This window comes from Thermomonospora echinospora (assembly GCF_900108175.1).
Lineage (GTDB): Bacteria > Actinomycetota > Actinomycetes > Streptosporangiales > Streptosporangiaceae > Thermomonospora > Thermomonospora echinospora.
The window spans coordinates 16,028-31,006 of record NZ_FNVO01000017.1 but is presented as its reverse complement, the minus strand read 5'-3'; the positions used below and the strand labels follow the sequence as shown (position 1 = coordinate 31,006).

At 72.5% G+C, this 14,979-nt stretch carries 14 protein-coding genes; 9 read left to right on the top strand and 5 right to left on the bottom strand.

The window, feature by feature from the left end; translation table 11 throughout:
* Positions 1 to 124 precede the first annotated feature (124 nt).
* Complete coding sequence (locus C4U03_RS29185; protein WP_103942228.1) at positions 125 to 1,672, top strand: AMP-binding protein; 1,548 nt, start codon at positions 125 to 127, stop codon at positions 1,670 to 1,672.
* 84 nt (positions 1,673 to 1,756) lie between these two features.
* Here the strand turns inward: C4U03_RS29185 and C4U03_RS29180 are convergent, their stop codons facing one another.
* A complete protein-coding gene (locus C4U03_RS29180; RefSeq protein ID WP_103942226.1) occupies positions 1,757 to 2,914 on the bottom strand; it encodes an alpha-hydroxy-acid oxidizing protein in 1,158 nt (385 codons plus the stop codon).
* 197 nt (positions 2,915 to 3,111) lie between these two features.
* Positions 3,112 to 3,603, bottom strand: coding sequence for an ArsI/CadI family heavy metal resistance metalloenzyme (locus C4U03_RS29175; RefSeq protein WP_103942225.1), 492 nt, complete (start codon positions 3,601 to 3,603; stop codon positions 3,112 to 3,114).
* An 83-nt stretch (positions 3,604 to 3,686) separates the two neighbouring features.
* On the opposite strand from C4U03_RS29175, the gene C4U03_RS29170 reads away from it, so the two are divergent.
* The 6 genes from C4U03_RS29170 (at position 3,687) to C4U03_RS29145 (ending at position 7,948) form a co-directional block, all read left to right on the top strand.
* A complete protein-coding gene (locus C4U03_RS29170; RefSeq protein ID WP_103942223.1) occupies positions 3,687 to 4,079 on the top strand; it encodes an ArsR/SmtB family transcription factor in 393 nt (130 codons plus the stop codon).
* Positions 4,076 to 4,495, top strand: coding sequence for an arsenate reductase ArsC (locus C4U03_RS29165; RefSeq protein ID WP_103942221.1), 420 nt, complete (start codon positions 4,076 to 4,078; stop codon positions 4,493 to 4,495). Before C4U03_RS29170 ends, C4U03_RS29165 begins: the two co-directional genes overlap by 4 nt.
* A 196-nt stretch (positions 4,496 to 4,691) precedes the next feature.
* Positions 4,692 to 5,237: a hypothetical protein gene (locus C4U03_RS29160; protein ID WP_103942219.1), complete on the top strand. Its 546-nt coding sequence runs from the start codon at positions 4,692 to 4,694 to the stop codon at positions 5,235 to 5,237.
* A 75-nt stretch (positions 5,238 to 5,312) separates the two neighbouring features.
* Positions 5,313 to 6,164 (top strand): DUF4097 family beta strand repeat-containing protein, encoded by an 852-nt coding sequence (locus C4U03_RS29155; RefSeq protein ID WP_103942217.1) that lies wholly within the window; start codon positions 5,313 to 5,315, stop codon positions 6,162 to 6,164.
* A 39-nt stretch (positions 6,165 to 6,203) separates the two neighbouring features.
* Complete coding sequence (locus C4U03_RS29150; RefSeq protein ID WP_103942215.1) at positions 6,204 to 7,160, top strand: ATP-binding cassette domain-containing protein; 957 nt, start codon at positions 6,204 to 6,206, stop codon at positions 7,158 to 7,160.
* Complete coding sequence (locus tag C4U03_RS29145; protein ID WP_103942213.1) at positions 7,157 to 7,948, top strand: ABC transporter permease; 792 nt, start codon at positions 7,157 to 7,159, stop codon at positions 7,946 to 7,948. Before C4U03_RS29150 ends, C4U03_RS29145 begins: the two co-directional genes overlap by 4 nt.
* Before the next feature lie 124 nt (positions 7,949 to 8,072).
* Here C4U03_RS29145 and C4U03_RS29140 read toward each other — a convergent pair whose 3' ends face one another.
* Positions 8,073 to 10,046, bottom strand: coding sequence for an AfsR/SARP family transcriptional regulator (locus tag C4U03_RS29140; protein WP_103942211.1), 1,974 nt, complete (start codon positions 10,044 to 10,046; stop codon positions 8,073 to 8,075).
* Positions 10,047 to 10,178: 132 nt separating this feature from the next.
* On the opposite strand from C4U03_RS29140, the gene C4U03_RS29135 reads away from it, so the two are divergent.
* Positions 10,179 to 11,057 carry an alpha/beta fold hydrolase gene (locus C4U03_RS29135; protein ID WP_103942209.1) on the top strand — a complete coding sequence of 293 codons (879 nt, stop codon included), beginning with the start codon at positions 10,179 to 10,181 and terminating at the stop codon, positions 11,055 to 11,057.
* Positions 11,058 to 11,181: 124 nt separating this feature from the next.
* On the opposite strand, the gene C4U03_RS29130 is transcribed toward C4U03_RS29135, so the two are convergent.
* A complete protein-coding gene (locus C4U03_RS29130) occupies positions 11,182 to 12,339 on the bottom strand; it encodes a polysaccharide pyruvyl transferase family protein (protein ID WP_235018231.1) in 1,158 nt (385 codons plus the stop codon).
* Positions 12,340 to 12,625: 286 nt separating this feature from the next.
* Positions 12,626 to 13,081 carry a DUF6189 family protein gene (locus C4U03_RS29125; protein ID WP_146087566.1) on the bottom strand — a complete coding sequence of 152 codons (456 nt, stop codon included), beginning with the start codon at positions 13,079 to 13,081 and terminating at the stop codon, positions 12,626 to 12,628.
* A gap of 689 nt (positions 13,082 to 13,770) precedes the next feature.
* On the opposite strand from C4U03_RS29125, the gene C4U03_RS29120 reads away from it, so the two are divergent.
* Positions 13,771 to 14,916, top strand: a complete 1,146-nt coding sequence (locus C4U03_RS29120) for an NDMA-dependent alcohol dehydrogenase (RefSeq protein WP_103942204.1) — start codon at positions 13,771 to 13,773, stop codon at positions 14,914 to 14,916.
* Positions 14,917 to 14,979: the final 63 nt, after the last annotated feature.

The window sequence follows — 14,979 nt, the reverse complement described above, 5'->3', positions numbered from 1 at the left end:
GCTCCTTGAAACGTACACCGTACGTCTTGCGTGGCGTACGCGTACCGTGACACGGTTTCGACGAACCTGTCAACGGCCGGCCCGGCCGGCCGGGGCTCGCGCCCCAGACCACGGGAGGGCCGCGATGGCCGAACTGCTGCGCGGGCACGCCGAGGCCCGCCCCGACCAGGCCGCCCTGACCGACGAGCGCGGCGTCACCACCTGGAGTGAGCTGAACGCCCGTGTGGACCGGCTGGCCGGCGCGCTGCGCGGGCTCGGCCTGACCACGGGCGACGCCATCGCCATCCACTCCGGCAACCGCCGCGAGTACTTCGAGCTGATGGCCGCCGCCGGGCACATCGGGCTGCGGTACGTCCTGGTCAACTGGCACTGGACGGCCGAAGAACTGGCCTACGTGCTGGCGGACGCGGGCGTGTCCGCCCTGTTCTCCGAGGCCGACTTCGCCGCGGTCGCCGCCGAGGCCGCCGGGCGCGCACCGGTACGGGCCTTCGCCGTCGGCGGTGACATCCCCGGCTTCACCCCCTACGAGGAGTTCCTGGCCGGCGGGCCCGACGCAGAGCCCGGCGACCAGTGCATGGGCGTCCCCATGATCTACACCTCCGGCACCACCGGCCGGCCCAAGGGCGTCACCCGCAAGCTGATGACCGCGGGCGCGCCCCTGGAGATCGCCAGGATGGTCGGGGATCTGTTCGCGCAGGTACTGCTCATCCCGCCGGCCGGGCGGTCGCTGCTGGTCGGCCCGGTCTACCACTCGGCGCAGTGGCTGTTCTCCCACGCGCTGCTGAACGCCGGCCGCTCGGTGGTGATGCGCCGCTCGTTCGACGCGGCCGAGACCCTGCGGCTCATCGACGAGCACGCCATCACCAACGTGCACTTGGTACCCACCCAGTTCGTCCGGCTGCTGCGTCTGCCCGAGCGGGTGCGCGCCGCCTTCGACGGCTCCAGCCTGGCCGCGGTCTGGCATGGCGCCGCCCCCTGCCCACCCGAGGTCAAACGGCGGATGATCGACTGGTTCGGCCCGGTGGTCCACGAGTACTACGGCTCCACCGAGGCGTCGGTGAACACGATCATCACCGCGCGGGAGTGGCTGCAGCGGCCCGGCAGCGTCGGCCGCCCGCTGCCGACCACACAGGTGCACGTGCTGCGCGAGGACGGCACCCCGGCCGCCCCCGGCGAGCACGGGCGGCTGTGGTTCCGCTACACCAGCGGCGACGACGTCGAGTACTGGGGCGACGAGGCCAAGACCGCCTCCGTGCACCGCCCGGACGGCCTGTTCACCACCGGCGACATCGGCTACTTCGACTCCGACGGCTACCTGTTCCTGGCCGACCGCGCCATCGACATGATCATCAGCGGCGGGGTCAACATCTACCCGGCCGAGATCGAGGGCGTGCTGATCACCCACCCGGCGGTCGCCGACGTGGCGGTGTTCGGCGTGCCGGACGAGGAGTACGGCGAGTCGGTCAAGGCGGCCGTGGAACTGACCAGCGGCAGCACCCCCTCCCCCCGGCTGGCCGAGGAGCTGATCGCGCACTGCCGCGCATCGCTGGCCGGCTACAAGGCACCCCGCTCGATCGACTTCCTGGACGAACTGCCGCGCACCCCCACCGGCAAGCTCTACAAGCGGCTTCTGCGCGACCCCTACTGGAAGGATCACGAGCGGGCCATCTGACCTGAGGCCGTACGACCGGACGCCATGGCCGGCCCGCCGGCCGGGGTCGTGGACGCCGGGCATGGGGCCGGTCGTCCCACCCGGTCAACCCACAAAGCGCAGCGCCTCGGGCGTGAGGTCCTTGCGGGTGGGATAGCCGTCGACCGCCATGATCAGGTCCGCTTCGGCCAGCAGCGAGCGCAGCACGTGGACAACGCCGTCGACGCCGCCGACCGCCAGCGCGTAGGCGTACGGGCGGCCGATCCCCACCGCGGTGGCGCCCAGCGCCAGCGCCTTGATGATGTCGGCGCCGCTGCGCACCCCCGAGTCGAACAGGACCGGCAGCCCGTCGGCGGCGTCGAGCACGTCGGGCAGGCACTCCAGGGCGGTCAGTCCTCCGTTGGCCTGCCGCCCGCCGTGGTTGGAGCAGTAGATGGCGTCCGCGCCGTGGTCCTTGGCGCGGCGGACGTCGTCGGGGTGGCAGATGCCCTTGAGCATCAGCGGCAGCTCGGTCTGCGGCCGAAGCCAGTCCAGGTCGTCCCACCTGAACGGTCCACCGAAGATCGGCAACGTGCGCACCGCCACCTCGGTGGCGTCCTCGCCGGGCTGCAGTTTCCTGCGGAACACCGGGTCGCTGGTGTAGTTGCTCAGGCAGCCGCTGGGCACCTGGGGGTAGTTCGAGCCGCGCAGGTCCCGAGGCCGCCAGCCGGTGACCCAGGTGTCGAGGGTGACGGCGATGCCCTGGAAACCCGCTGCCTCCGCGCGGTGCACCAGGCTCGCGGCCATGTCTCGATCCGGTGGTGTGTAGAGCTGGAAGTAGCCGGGCGTGTCGCCGAGCACCGCGGCCACGTCCTCCAGCGGATCCGCCGACAGCGTCCCCTCGAAGAACGGGACACCTGTGCGAACGGAGGCCCGCGCACAGGCGAGATCGCCGTGACCGTCCTGGGCGCACACCCCGATCACCCCGATCGGCGCCATGAACACCGGCGAGGGCAGCTTCACCCCGAACAACTCGATCGACATGTCACGTTCGGTAGGGGCGACCAGCATGCGCGGATACAAGCCCCAGCGCTTGAACACCTCGCAGTTGGCCCGCTGGGTGTGCTCGTCGCCGGCGCCACCGGCCACGTACTCCCACACCTTCGGCGTCATCGCGGCCGATGCCTTCTCCTCCAGGTCCGCGAACCTGACGGGGTACTGCGGCTGATGTCCGGTCAGTCCCTGGGCATACAGCTCGTTCTGGTATTCGGCAAATGTTGCCATGGCTTGCGCGCTACCCCGCGAAGGGCGCGTCAACCTGATCGCACGGCAGGCCGTGGGCCACGCGACCGGCGGCCCGCGGCCCCGACGCGACCGAGCACATCACTGGGGCTGAAGGTGCGAGGTCATGTGCGCTTGTCGGATGTTGCCGGCGGTGTGGGCCACGCCGGTGGGATGAGGCGCCCCGGCGGCGGTGGGCGTCAGCAACAGGCCGATCCGGCCGTGGTCTTCGTCTCCTCGCCCGTTCCGCCGCCGGGCATCTGGTCGGCGCTCTCGGCGGGGACGCCGCAGCGGCAGGGAGAGTCTTCGGCCTTGTTGAGGAGGTCGGCGTCGCCCTTGACCGTGTAGACCTCCCAGGGTTCGGCGCCGGGGCCGTGGACCCAGACCTTGTCCTGCAGGGCGTAGCAGCAGGAGGTGTCGTTCTCGGTGAAGGTGGCCAGTCCGGCGTCCTTGAGCCGCTGGGTGGCGGCGGTGACCTGGGCGGTGTCGTCGACCTCGACGCCGAGGTGGTCCAGGCGGGTGGGCTCGTCACCCTCGCCCTCGATGAGGACGAGCTTGAGCGCAGGCTCGGTGATGGCGAAGTTGGCGTAGCCGGGGCGGACCTTGGCCGGCTCGGTGCCGAACAGCCGAGTGTAGAAGGCGATCGAGCCTTCCAGGTCGGACACGCGCAGGGCGAGCTGGACGCGGGACATCGCGACCTCCTGATTAGATAGCTGTCGAATCAGAGTGTGGCCCGAGTTTGCGCCTCTGTATAGATAGATGTCAAATTAGAGGCATGTCGAAGCAAGAGTCGCCGGTCCTGCCCTCCGCTCCGGTCTCCGCCGAGGGAGAGCAGGCGTGCTGCGCGCCGCTGGTGTGCGCGCCGCTGACCGAGTCCGAGGCCGCCGAGCTGGCGTCGCTGTTCAAGGCGATCGCCGATCCGGTCCGGCTGCGGCTGCTGTCGCTGATCGCCTGCCATGAGGGCGGCGAGGCGTGCGTGTGCGACCTGACGGCGGCGTTCGAGCTGACCGCCCCGACCATCTCCCACCACCTGAAGGTGCTCAAGCGAGCCGGGTTGATCGACTCCCAGCGGCGCGGCACCTGGGTCTACTACCGGCTCAACCCGGGCATGCTGGAACGGCTGTCGGCGATCCTCGGCCCCCGCACCGCCGTGCCGGCCTCGGCATGACCGGCACCGGCGGCATCCCCGAGGTGCTGTTCGTGTGCGTCCACAACGCCGGACGCTCCCAGATGGCCGCCGCCCTGCTGGACCATCACGCCGCCGGGCGCGTCCGCGTTCGCTCCGCCGGGTCGGCCCCCGCCGACTCGATCAACCCCGCCGTCGTGGCCGTCATGGACGAACTCGGGCTGGACCTGACCCGGGAGTTCCCCAAGCCGCTGACCGGCGCAGCCGTCGAGGCCGCCGATGTGGTCATCACCATGGGCTGCGGCGACGTGTGCCAGGTCTTCCCCGGCAAACGCTACGAGGACTGGCGGCTGCCCGACCCCGCCGGCCTGCCGGTCGAGCGGGTCCGCCCCATCCGCGACCAGATCGACGCCCGCGTCCGCGCCCTGCTCGTCGAACTCCTCGGCGCCCCGTCCTGACACCCGGCACGGGCCGCACCACACCCAAGCCGAACCTCGACACCGGCACCCGGCCGGCCTTCCGCCTCGACGAACACGCATCCGCCGGCCGCTCTCCCTCGATCGCCAGGTTCGGGACTCGGGAAGCAGCGCGCGTGACGTCAGGTTGCCTCATTTGGCATTGACTATGACGCCATGATGACGTCATAGTGATGTCATGGATCTCACGCCGTACGTCGACCACCTTCGCCGTGAGCTGGCGGTCGCCGCCGAGGCCGGCGGCGAGGACGCCCGCGCGCTCGCCGAGCGGCTCACCGGACCGCTGGAGTCGGCCGTCCGGCTCGCCCTACTGGAGGCGCTGTCGGCCGCCGCCGACGAGATCACCAGCGACCTCGCGCCGGGCTCGGTCGAGGTGCGTCTGCGCGGCCGCGACCCCGACTTCGTCGTGACACCGCCGCCGGCCGAGCCAGCCGAGGAGGCGTCCGGCGGCGGCCCGGGAGCGGCCAAGGGCGGGCCGGGCGCCCCGCCTCCCGCTCCCCTGCCGGAGGCCGACGAGGGCGGGGGCACCGCGCGGGTCACGCTGCGCCTGCCCGAGCAGCTCAAGCCGCGCATCGACGAGGCCGCCGCCCGGATGGGGCTGTCGGTCAACGCCTGGCTCGTCCGCGCCGTGTCCGCCGCCCTCGAACCCGACGACCGGGACCGCCGTCCCGCCCAGGGCGAGGGGCGGCAGTTCGGACGGCGCTACACCGGCTGGGTGCGCTGACCGAGCCCGCCGCAGCCCCGTTCGCCACCTGCTCCGGGCCGGGATGGCCGCCGGAGCCGTCAGGAGGGCATCGCCATGCCAACGTTCGACACCCCCGAACCGATCACCGCCATCATCGACATCTTGGCCGGTCGCGTCTGGATCCGCGCCGGCGACCGCGCCGACACCGTCGTCGAGGTGCGTCCCAGCGACGCCTCCGAGGACGCCGACGTCCAGGCCGCCGAGCAGACCCTGGTCGAGTACGCCGACGGCCGACTGTCGGTGCGGGCGCCCAAGCACAAGTTCCGCTCCCTGCTGGGCCGCGCCCCCTCGATCGACGTGACGATCGAGCTGCCCAGCGACTCGCGCGTCGATGCCAGGGCCGCGGCGGACGTCCGCGGCGAGGGCCGCCTCGGCGAATCGACCTTCCACACCGCCGCCGGCTCCGTCCGCCTCGACCAGACTGGCAGGCTGAAGCTGCGCGCCGGCGCCGGCGACGTCTGGGTCGGCCGCTCGGCCGGGCACCTGAACGTGACCACCACCTCCGGCAAGATCCGGATCGGCGAGGTCGACGGCATCGCGGTGGCCAAGACCTCCAACGGCGACATCACCATCGGCGAGGTGACCGGCGACGTACGGCTGAACACGGCCAACGGCGACATCACCGTCGACCGCGCGCTGGCCACCGTCGTCGCCAAGACCGCCTACGGCAGCGTCCGGATCGGCGAGGTGGTGCGCGGCTCGGTCGTGCTGGAGACCAACTTCGGACAGGTGGAGCTGGGGGTCAGGGAGGGCACGGCCGCCTGGCTGGACGTCGGCTCCCGCCACGGCGGCGTGCGCAGCGGCCTGGACGCCGCCGACGGCCCCGAACAGGCCGAGGAGACCGTCAAGGTGCACGCCCGCACCGGCTACGGCGACATCGTGATCCACCGCTCCCGGCCCCTGTGAGTGATTCCGCCTTACGGCATGAGGACATGAGGAGACGACATGCCCAACCCCCCGTCCGGGCCGGCGATCTCGGTGACCGGGCTGCGCAAGTCCTACGGCGACAAGGTCGTGCTCGACGGCGTCGACCTGCGGGTCGCCGAGGGAACGGTCTTCTCGCTGCTCGGTCCCAACGGCGCCGGCAAGACCACCATGGTGCAGATCCTGTCCACGCTGATCCGCGCCGACGGCGGGCGAGTGCGGGTCGCCGGCCACGACCCGGCCCGCGACCCCGACGCGGTGCGGGCGGCGATCGGCGTCACCGGCCAGTACTCGGCGGTGGACAGGTTCCTCACCGGCGAGGAGAACCTGATCCTGATGGCGGACCTGCACCACCTCGGCCGGGCCCAGGGCCGGCGGCGCACCGCCGAACTGCTCGAACGGTTCGACCTGACCGAGGCGGCCAGCAAACCGGCCGCCACCTACTCCGGCGGCATGCGGCGCCGGCTCGACCTGGCGATGACCCTGGTCGGCGACCCGCGCATCATCTTCCTCGACGAGCCCACCACCGGGCTCGACCCGCGCAGCCGCCGCACCGTGTGGCGGATCGTGCGCGACCTCGTCGCCGGCGGGGTCACCGTCTTCCTCACCACGCAGTACCTAGAGGAGGCCGACGAGCTCGCCGACCGGATCGCGCTGCTGGACCACGGCAGGCTGATCGCCGAGGGCACCGCCGACGAGCTCAAACGCCTCGTCCCCGGCGGTCACATCCGGCTGCGGTTCGCCGACGCAGGCGGACTCGAATCGGCCCTACGCGCCCTCGGCGAGGGCTACCTCGACGAGGACGCCCTCACCCTGCAGGTCCCCAGCGACGGCAGCGTCCGGTCGCTGCGCGGCCTGCTCACCCGGCTGGACGACCGGTCGATCGAGATCGACGAGCTGTCGGTCCACACCCCCGACCTCGACGACGTCTTCCTCGCCCTCACCGGCCGCCCCGACGACAAGGAGAGCGTCCGATGACCGCCCTCACCCTGGCCGCGCGCGACTCGGCGACGATGCTGCGCCGCAACCTGCGGCACATGCTGCGCTACCCGTCCATGACCTTCATGATCGCCGGTATGCCGGTGGTCTTCCTGCTGCTGTTCGTCTACGTCTTCGGCGGCACCCTGGGCGCCGGGCTCGGCGGCGCCGCGGGCGGCCGCGCCGAGTACCTCGACTACGTCACCCCCGGGATCATCCTGATGACCGTGGCCGGCGCCGCCACCGCAACGGCGGTGTCGGTGGCCATGGACATGACCGAGGGAATCGTCGCCCGGTTCCGCACCATGGCGATCTCCCGGGCCTCGGTGCTGACCGGACACGTCGCCGGCGGCATGATCCAGACGCTGCTCAGCATGGCGGTCGTCGTCGGCGTCGCCGTGTCCCTCGGGTTCCGGCCCACCGCCGGACCCGTCGAGTGGCTGGCGGCCATCGGCCTGCTCGCCCTGTTCGTCCTTGCGATCACCTGGCTGTCGGTCGCGCTCGGCCTGGTGGCCAAGAGCGTCGAGACCGCCAGCAACACCCCCATGCCGCTGCTGTTGCTGCCGTTCCTGGGCAGCGGGTTCGTCCCCACCGCGTCGATGCCGGAGGCACTGCGCTGGTTCGCCGAGTACCAGCCCTTCACCCCTGTCATCGAGACGCTGCGGGGACTGCTGCTCGGCACCCCGATCGGTGACAGCGCCGTCGTCGCGATCGCCTGGTGCATGGGCATCGCGCTGGCCGGTTACCTGTGGGCCAAGCGGCTGTTCGACCGCGACCTCGTACGCTAAGCCGCCGGCCGGGCCGCCCTCGACTCCCGGCGGCGACCCGGACGGAAAGCCCTTGGCGGACGTCGGCCTATGGCACCACGGCGTCCGCCTCCCGGCGTCCCCGGACACGGCCGCCTGGACTCTCTCATCGCGAACGCTGGAGGGCGGTGTCGAGGTCGTCCAGATGCCTGGAGACCGGGCCCACGGTGAGCAGGCCGCTGCCCGCCCCGGCCAGCTCCGCCGCCGCAGGGGTGAGCTCAGTGCGGGCGCGCTCCATCGTCTCCCGGTCGCCAAGGGCGATGGCCGCTTGGGCGGTGAGGCACCACAGGGCCTCCAACAGCAGGTCGCGGGGCGGATCGGGGACCTCCCGCAGCGCCGCCGCCGCCTCGCCGCGACGGCCCCGGGCCAGCAGTACCACGGGACGGGCCCAGGGCTCGAAGGGACCCCAGTCGGTGCCCCCGTCGACTTGGACGGGCTGCGCCCGCTGCACGCGCAGGCACAGCAGTGCGAGCGGCAGCAGGCCGTGCTCCAGGCCGGGCATGCCGGCGCCCTCCAACCGCGCGGCGGCGTCCCGGTAGGCCGCCTCCACCTCGGCCACCGCCGCCTGCCCGGCCGCCGCCAGCCGTAGCGCCCGGTACCACCGGGTGAACACCTCTACCAGCGGCAGCTCGTTGCGCTCGGCCAGGCGGTCGGCGGCCGCCGCGTGCCGGTCGGCCCCCGGAAAGTCCGCCAGCGCGCTGCGCGCCTGGAGACGGACCAGGTGCCCAAGCACCTCATAAGTGATCAGGCCGTGCCGGGTGGACAGGGCGACCAACTCGGCGCCGATCTCGTCCCGGCACGGGGCCAGACCCGCCCGCTGGAAGGTCTGCATGAACACCCCGTTGAGGGCGAACGCCAGCAGCGCGGGATCGTCCAGGCCGCGGGCGAGCCGCTCGGCCTGCCGGGCGGCCTGCGGCCCGCGCGCCGAACGGGTGCCGCGCGACTCCAGGGCGATCGTGGCCAGCAGCCGCGCCCGTGCCGCCTCGTGCCCGCCAGGCGGCAGCGCGGCCAGGGTGCGTTCGGCGGCTGCGAGCACCTGCGCGGCCTGCCGCCGGTCATCGACCCGGGTCCAGATCGCCGGGACGTCGTAGGCGCCGATCACCCGGGCGGTCAGCTCCGCATCGCCCAGCTCCTCGGCCGCCGTGACGGCCGCCACCCGGTGCCGGCGGGCCGCCTCCAGCCCGCCGCCTCCGGTCACCGCGAGATTGCGCAGCAGGCCCACCGTCGACTCCAGCCGCGCCCGGGCGCCGGAGGCCACGGTGCGGTCGTAGGCGGCGGCCGCCTGCGCCCACACCCGGTCCGCGCCCGCCGGTCCGCAGGCCGGATCGAGATGGCGGGCATGGTCGAGGATGTCGGCCTGCAGGCGGCGCAGCCGCGGCCCCGGATCCACTCCCAGCTGCTCGGCCAGGAGCGTACGCGCCCGGCGCAGGACCGCCAGTGCGTCACCCTGGCGGCCGGTGCGGTACAGCGCCAGGGCCAGCAGACGCCAGGCGTCCTCGCGCCAGGGATGCTCGGCCACATGGGCGTCCAGATCCGGCACCGCCTCGGCCGCCAGGCCCACAGCCAGCCGGACCTCGGCCCGGCGCTCGACGGCGTGCAGCCGCAGCTCCGTCAGGCGGGAGCGCTCCGCGCGAGCCCAGTCCTCGTCGGCGAATTCGGCGTAGGCGGGTCCGCGCCACCACCCCAGCGCCTCCTCCAGCCGGGCCAGCGCCTCGGCAGGCGGCAGCGTCGCGGCGGCGGCCACCGCCCGCTCGAAACGCCAGGCGTCCACCGCGTCGCGTTCGGCGCGCAGCGCGTACCCCGGCCCCTCGGTGACCAGCAGCCGAGCCGGAGCGCGGGGCGGGCGCTGCGGCTCCAGGGCGCGGCGCAGCGCGGCCACGAAAGTGCGCACCGCGCCCACCGCGTCGGGGGGCGGGTCCGGCCATAGGTCCTCGACCAGGCGGGCGACTGGAACGACGCGTCGGCGGGCGACGATCAGCCGGGCCAGCACCGCGCGGTGCCGCGGACCCTTCAGGGCGATCATGTCCCCGGCGCCGTCCCAGGCCACCACCGGCCCCAGCACTCCGAACACGACCCGCACCCCTGACCGTCCTTTCCGTGCGTCGCCCTGGCCACGCTATAGGCGCTCATCGGATGCTCATCCACGCCCGGCAGGCTCAGAGCATCTCCTCGTCCACGGATCCTCATTCACGGAAAACGGAAAGGCGGAATCATGGCGCCTGCCATCACCGGCTTCGACTACCGGCGCGTTCCCGTCGCCGACGGCGTGTCCCTGAACGTCGCCGTCGCCGGGTCGGGCCCTGCGATCGTGCTGCTGCACGGCTTCCCGCAAACCCACCTGATGTGGCGGCACGTCGCCGCCGACCTCGCGGCTGATCACACCGTGATCTGCCCCGACCTGCGCGGCTACGGCGCCAGCGACAAACCCGCCGAGACCGGCCCGGCCGTCTACGCCAAGCGCACCATGGCCGCCGACGTCGTCACCCTGGCCCGCGCCCTGGGGCACGAGCGCTTCGCGCTGGCCGGGCACGACCGCGGCGCCCTGGTCGCCTTCCGCGCCGGGCTCGACCACCCGGCGGCGATCACCCATCTGGCTTGCCTGGACGTCCTGCCGACCCTGGACATGTGGGAGGTGATGCACGGCGTCACCGCCGCCGTCGGCTTCCACCTGTACCTGATGGCCCAGCCGCCCGGCCTGCCGGAGCAGATGATCGCCGCCAGCGCGGACGCCTTCTTCGGTCACTTCCTCGACGGCTGGACCGGCGACCCGCAGGCGATCCCCGCCGACGTCCGCGCCGCCTACCTGGACGCCTGCCGAGCCGCGGTGCCCTCGATCGTCGCCGACTACCGCGCCTCCGCCGGCATCGACGTCGACCACGACCGGGCCGACCGGGACGCCGGCAACCGGCTACGGATGCCGGTCACCGTGCTCCAGCAAGACTGGGGCGCCGCCCTCGGCTACGATGCGGCCGCGCTGTGGCGCGCCTGGGCGTCCGACCTGCGGCACGCCACCGTCACCTGCGGCCACTTCATGGCCGAAGAGGCCCCCGCCGACATCGCCAAGGCCCTGCGGGACCTGCTCACCCGCTGAACGCCCGCAGCGGCCGGGAGCAATGGCCCACGACAGGGGTGACCGGCTCCAAGCCGGCCGTCCGGCCCCGCCCGGGCCGGACAGCCGGCGGAAGCCGATATCCCCGTCGACGTGGATCACCTCTTCACGAGGGCAGGGACGTCCCGGGAACGCCCCTGACGGGCAGGGCGGCCCTGGACTCCTCGATCTGCTCGATCAGCTCGCCACATCTGCGGCAGCTCACCGCCGCCTGCCGCTTGAGCTGCGCGATCCGGTCCCGCAGCAGCCGGGCACAGTGCTCGCGTTCGTCCCAGAGCCGGTCGATCTCGGCGATCAGCGGGCCTGCCTCCCGGCGTGCCACGCCCGTCAGGGTGGGCGCGCCCACGATCCGCGCGAAGTCGAACACCTTCCCGGCGTACGGCAGCGGCATGACCGGCACCCCCGCGCAGGCCGCCAGCATCACGAAATGCAGCCGCATACCGACGGCCAGGTCGAAATGGCGCATCAGCCCGGCGATCTGCCCGGGCTCGTAGAAGCGTTTGAGCACATGGCCGCGGTCGGCGGCGACCATGTGCGACAGCACCGCGTGGGCGTGCGAGATGTCGTCGCGTTCCATCGGAACGAACACCACGTTGGCGTCCAGGCGGTGCACCAGGAAGTCGGCGACCTCGCCCAGCAGTTCGTGGTAGCTGTGCTCGTCCAGGTTCTGCGCCGCCCGGCCGGGTTCGCGCACCGACATCGCGACCAGGTGGCCGTCCCGGGGGATGCCCTCGCGTTCGAGCATCTCGCGGGTGAACGGCTCCGGAGTCAGCAGCAGCGCCGGGTCGGCCGCCACGTCGATTTCCCGGTCGACCTCGACCTCCTCCAAGACCAGCTTGGACTCCTGGTCCCGTACGGTCAGGTCATTCAGGGCGTGCACCGCCTCGCGGACCAGACGCCGGTCCTCCGCCTCGGTGAGGGGGCCGGCGCCCAGCGCGTACCCGAACGTCGGTATCCCGCTTTTCTGCGCCAGCCGCACCAGTCTGAGGAAGCCGCGGGCCGCGCCGTCGTGGAGCAGCCCTCCCCCGCCCAGCACCAGCAGATCCAGATCTTGCAGGGACGGCTGGACCTGCCGGCGGTCGGCCCCCTCCCAGCCGACCACCCGGGCGAGGCCGTGCATGCGCCGGGTGTGCTCGGCGTTACGGCTGAACACGGTGAACTCGATCGAGGGGCGCAGCTGCCGCAGGCAGGCCAGCACGCACATCAGAATGGCCTCATCGCCCAGGTTCAGGCCGCCGTAAGAGCCGGCCACCCCGACGCGCAACGGCCGCGATATATCCGACACCTGATGACTCCGCCGACTCGGCCCCGTCCCACTTCACGGATCCTCGCCCTACCCGCCCCACCAGGACCGTAACGTCACCTACCTGGCGAAACACACCCCAAGCCCTCGCACCTGGCAGGGATGATGAGCTTGGTGCGGGTGGTGTCCCGGGCGCACGGCCGTGCGGCGGGCAGCGCCGACCCGGCGCTCCCCCTCGCGGGCGAAGCCGACCATGCCGGCCTTGCTGGCCTTGTGCCGGCGATGCGGCCCGTCGGCATGCGCGCGGTCACCGGCCACGTGCCCGCCACACCCTCCAGGCGGCGCCGTCCGCGCGCCAGGAGGCGGTGAGATCGAGATCCTCGTTCCGCCGCCCGTCCCGGGACGTCGCGTCGGTGGGAGGGACGAGGGCGTCGACGCGGTCGGCGGGCATCCGCAGCGCCGCCAGCACCATGTGCAGTTCGTCGCGTTCACCGGCGGTGACCGGCGCCGAACGCGCGCGCAGGGCGGCCAGCAGCCGGTCGACGGCCTGCTCCCACTGCCCGGCCGCGGCCGCGCCGCTGATCCCCTGCAGAGTGCGCGGGGTGAGCCGGTCGGCGTAGCGTTCCGGCAGCCGCCGCATCACCTCGGCCAGCTCCTGGTTCTCGGCCTGCGTCGGCGTGCCGGCGATGTCGTAACGCCGCCGACCCTTCAGCTGCTCACCGGCCAGGCGGGCCAGCCATCGTGCGTCCTTCCACACAGCCATCCTCGTACCCTCCGAGATGCCCCTCGGCGCCGGAGCCGTCCACGCCCGGCTCCGGCGAGGACGCACGGAGCAGGACGCGGGCGATCCGTGCGCGGATCGACCGCAAGGGCCCGATCCGGCCGCCTGCGAAACCGGGCCCGTTGGGTTACCGATGCCCACGCGAGGTCGGCGTCACCCGGCGACGGCCGTACCCCATCACCGGTCCGAAGGCGACGAGATCCACCGGACGCCGGCCAGGGGTATCAGCAAAGCTCCACGCCGGGGAACCGTGCCCCTACGTCTCGGTGCTCGGCGAGCTCGCAGCGCCCCGCACCGGCCCGGCCTGAGTGAAGACACATGGCATCGGGGCCCGCGGCGCCGCGCCGCCGGGCGGACCTGCCGGTTCACGTTCGTCAACCCGTAGATATCCGAATTGGGTTCTAGTTTAATGCCCGCAAGAGGAGTTCGAGCCTGTCCGGCAGGAGGAACGGCATGGGCGATGCCCGCACGAGCGTGGCCTGGGTGACGCCGGCCGCCCGTACACCCTGACATGCCCGGACCGACCGCGCTCGTCCGCACCGGTGGCCGCCGAGCCGCCCACCCCGCTCGCCACGGCGAGGAGGCGGAGCCCGGGCCGCCCCCACCAGGTTCTGAAGTACGAGAGCCGAACGTTCCTACCATCCCTTCGGTCCGAGAACGAGGAGACAGCAGTGCAGACTCGAGCGGCAATCCTGTGGGAGCCCCACACCGACTGGAGCGTCGAGGACATCGAGCTGGACGACCCGAAGGCGGGTGAGGTCAAGATCAAGCTCACCGCGTCGGGCCTGTGCCACTCCGACGAGCACCTGGTCACCGGCGACATGGTCATCCCCAAGGAGATCGCGGAGCTGATGAACCTGGAGCAGTTCCCGCTCATCGGCGGGCACGAGGGCGCGGGCGAGGTCGTCCAGGTCGGCCCCGGCGTCACGACGCTGCAGGAGGGCGACCACGTCGTCCTGTCGTTCGTGCCGGCCTGCGGCCGCTGCCCGTCGTGTGCCATGGGCCAGCAGCACCTGTGCGACCTCGGCGCCTTCCTGCTGGCCGGGCGCCAGATCAGCGACTTCACCTCGCGGCACCACTCCAAGAGCGGCAAGGACCTGGGGACCATCTGCTGCACGGGCACGTTCGCGCCGTACACCGTCGTCAACGAGGCGTCCTGTGTGAAGATCGACGACTGGATCCCCCTGGACAAGGCCGCCCTCGTCGGCTGCGGCGTCACCACCGGGTGGGGCGCCGCCGTGAACGCCGCCGCCGTCCAGCCGGGCGAGACCGTCGTGGTGATCGGCCTGGGCGGCATCGGCATGAACGCCGTGCAGGGCGCGGCCATGGCCGGTGCCCGGCACGTCGTCGCCGTCGACCCGGTCGACTGGAAGCGGGAGCGGGCCGGTGTCTTCGGCGCCACCCACACCGCCGCCTCGATCGAGGAGGCGCAGGCCAAGGTCGGCGAGCTGACCTGGGGTGCCAATGCCGAAAAGGCCATCCTCACCACCGGCGTGGCCACCGGCGACCTCATCGCCCCGATGATGTCGCTGATCGCCAAGGGCGGCCGCGGCGTCGTCACCGCCGTCGCACCCATGACCCAGGAGGACGTCAAGCTCAACCTGTTCGAGATGGCGATGATGCGCAAGGAACTGGTGGGCTGCATCTTCGGCAACGCCAACCCCCGCCGCGACATCCCCCGCCTCCTGCGGCTCTACCAGGACGGCAGGCTCAAGCTCGACGAGCTCGTCACCAACACCTACACCCTCGACGAGGTCAACCAGGGCTACCGGGACATGCGCGACGGCAAGAACATCCGCGGCATGATCATCTACTGAGCTAGGGACCGGCCCGGCGGACCGGGACGGGCGACGCCCCGCCCCGGCCGCCACGGCTCGTCC

Bases quoted from the DNA above. Each gene is read 5' to 3' on its own strand.
- C4U03_RS29155 (WP_103942217.1), top strand. From the start codon at position 5,313: ATGCCAACGTTCGACACCCCCGAACCGATCACCGCCATCATCGACATC.
- C4U03_RS29125 (WP_146087566.1), bottom strand. From the start codon at position 13,081: ATGGCTGTGTGGAAGGACGCACGATGGCTGGCCCGCCTGGCCGGTGAG.
- C4U03_RS29165 (WP_103942221.1), top strand. From the start codon at position 4,076: ATGACCGGCACCGGCGGCATCCCCGAGGTGCTGTTCGTGTGCGTCCAC.
- C4U03_RS29180 (WP_103942226.1), bottom strand. From the start codon at position 2,914: ATGGCAACATTTGCCGAATACCAGAACGAGCTGTATGCCCAGGGACTG.
- C4U03_RS29160 (WP_103942219.1), top strand. From the start codon at position 4,692: ATGGATCTCACGCCGTACGTCGACCACCTTCGCCGTGAGCTGGCGGTC.
- C4U03_RS29175 (WP_103942225.1), bottom strand. From the start codon at position 3,603: ATGTCCCGCGTCCAGCTCGCCCTGCGCGTGTCCGACCTGGAAGGCTCG.
- C4U03_RS29185 (WP_103942228.1), top strand. From the start codon at position 125: ATGGCCGAACTGCTGCGCGGGCACGCCGAGGCCCGCCCCGACCAGGCC.
- C4U03_RS29135 (WP_103942209.1), top strand. From the start codon at position 10,179: ATGGCGCCTGCCATCACCGGCTTCGACTACCGGCGCGTTCCCGTCGCC.
- C4U03_RS29145 (WP_103942213.1), top strand. From the start codon at position 7,157: ATGACCGCCCTCACCCTGGCCGCGCGCGACTCGGCGACGATGCTGCGC.
- C4U03_RS29150 (WP_103942215.1), top strand. From the start codon at position 6,204: ATGCCCAACCCCCCGTCCGGGCCGGCGATCTCGGTGACCGGGCTGCGC.
- C4U03_RS29170 (WP_103942223.1), top strand. From the start codon at position 3,687: ATGTCGAAGCAAGAGTCGCCGGTCCTGCCCTCCGCTCCGGTCTCCGCC.